General features: G+C 36.2%; 3 protein-coding genes. All 3 read left to right on the top strand.

Annotated features, from left to right (window positions below; translation table 11 throughout):
* The first annotated feature begins 665 nt into the window (after positions 1 to 665).
* The 3 genes from ACRCZX_RS05230 to ACRCZX_RS05220 are packed head-to-tail and all read left to right on the top strand — an operon-like array spanning position 666 to position 1,654.
* Positions 666 to 1,085: a JAB domain-containing protein gene (locus ACRCZX_RS05230; protein WP_438581878.1), complete on the top strand. Its 420-nt coding sequence runs from the start codon at positions 666 to 668 to the stop codon at positions 1,083 to 1,085.
* 55 nt (positions 1,086 to 1,140) lie between these two features.
* On the top strand, positions 1,141 to 1,443 hold the full coding sequence (locus tag ACRCZX_RS05225) for a hypothetical protein (protein ID WP_438581877.1): 303 nt from the start codon (positions 1,141 to 1,143) through the stop codon (positions 1,441 to 1,443).
* Between the two features lie 31 nt (positions 1,444 to 1,474).
* On the top strand, positions 1,475 to 1,654 hold the full coding sequence (locus ACRCZX_RS05220) for a hypothetical protein (RefSeq protein WP_438581876.1): 180 nt from the start codon (positions 1,475 to 1,477) through the stop codon (positions 1,652 to 1,654).
* The last annotated feature ends 8 nt before the right edge of the window (positions 1,655 to 1,662 follow it).

Genomic DNA, 1,662 nt, shown 5'->3' with positions numbered 1-1,662 from the left:
TAAAAGATATTTATTGCCAGTGCTAAAGAAGGTCGTTCGCATGCCTTAGCGAGTCCGTTGTTTACGGCATGCTCTCTCCGTGGCCGGCCCTTCTCCCCCGCCGGCGTCGCTACAGATGTTTTTTTAGCTAGGCCGGTTTAGGTAAGTTTGTAAAAAACATCTTTCGCTAGGCATCCCCGGTTTGCGGTACCGTTTTTTTTTAGTCGCCTCTTGGGGGAGAAGTCTTTCCTCGTCCTTGAGTCCTCGGGGGCACGGCCACAGTGCCGCACCTACTGTTAACCTTCGCTAGATATGAAAGGCATAGTGGCCTATAGTAGTAGCTAAAAGTTACGGCGGTAATATACATTTTTTGTTCCTCAAACTGCAATCTCCGCCTAAAGAGTGTAAGTAGGGATAGCCACTCCACTCTTCGCTATCTCCCTCTGGTCGGAGCTGGGCTAGTGCACGTCGTTATAGGCATTCCCTCATGGCACGCTTCTCTGTCGGTCGCTTAGTACTCCGCTCAAGAGCTAGTTACAGCTTTTGCCTTAATCGGAAAAGGGTTTGAAAATGACTTATAAATGTGAAGTGTGGAAGGCATTTGTCGATTCTCTGCACCCTTGAACCTTTTTTTCCCCCGCCCTCCCCCTACTGCGATCTTGTCGGGACATTCCCTTTTAGAATTGATGGCAGAGTTTTTAAAAGGTGGAATAAAATCAGAAAATGTAATTCTTAGAGGAAAAAGTGATTTAATAAGCTATTTAAATCTGAGAATGGGATACTTAAAACATGAAGAATTTAGAGTAATATTTTTAAATACAAACAATATAATTGTAGGAGATGAAACACTATTTTGTGGAACAATTGATAGAAGCGTAGTTTATCCAAGATTGATAATGGAACGTGCTTTTTCTAAAAATGCAAAAGGAATTATATTTGTACATAATCACCCAAGTGGAAATCTAACTCCTTCAAAAAAAGATATTGAAATAACTACAGAGATGAAAGATCTCTTCGAGATAGTTGATATAAAATTACTCGATCACTTTATAGTTTCAGAAAATGAATATTATAGTTTTTACGAAAACGGATTTATAGAACGCTAAAAATTATGTTGGAGGGTTCGCCCTCGAACAAATAAAATAAAATGGAGGTATTGGAATGAAAAGATTTAATATTATTGCAGCAATTTTAAAAGAGATTCGATTGAAAGGTTTAAGTGAAGAAAGAATCGCAAAACAAATTGGAATAACCAAAATTGAATTAACAGAATTATTTTTAGAAAAAAAGATTGATGTAGAATTATTAGAAAAACTAATTGAAGTAGTATTTGAAAGCTATGAGTTCCAATATTCTTTTAAAGAAAACCCATTGAAAAATTTTTCTACAAAAGATTTGTTGGAAGAGTTAATGAGACGTGAAAATTTAGCTATACGTAGTATTGAAAAAGAAAAAACAAAATAAATATCACACTACATAACAAAAGGAGCAAAAAATGGCAGGAGTTAAAGGCATGAAATCAGGAGGGTTTTCTACTGGAAGGCCTCTTTCAGAAAATCCAAAAAAAAATCAAGTTAGAGTTACAGACAAAGAAAAAGAGTTACTGGAAAAAATTAGAAATAAAGCTAGCATGAAAGAGATTCAAAATCTTATAGAAGCGATTCAATCTAATTAAAAAAACGA

Source organism: Cetobacterium sp., assembly GCF_051658645.1.
GTDB lineage: Bacteria > Fusobacteriota > Fusobacteriia > Fusobacteriales > Fusobacteriaceae > Cetobacterium_A.
This window is presented reverse-complemented; position numbering and strand designations above follow the sequence as displayed.

Coding starts and splice junctions, on each gene's coding strand:
- ACRCZX_RS05230 (WP_438581878.1), top strand. CDS start 666: ATGGCAGAGTTTTTAAAAGGTGGAATAAAATCAGAAAATGTAATTCTT.
- ACRCZX_RS05225 (WP_438581877.1), top strand. CDS start 1,141: ATGAAAAGATTTAATATTATTGCAGCAATTTTAAAAGAGATTCGATTG.
- ACRCZX_RS05220 (WP_438581876.1), top strand. CDS start 1,475: ATGGCAGGAGTTAAAGGCATGAAATCAGGAGGGTTTTCTACTGGAAGG.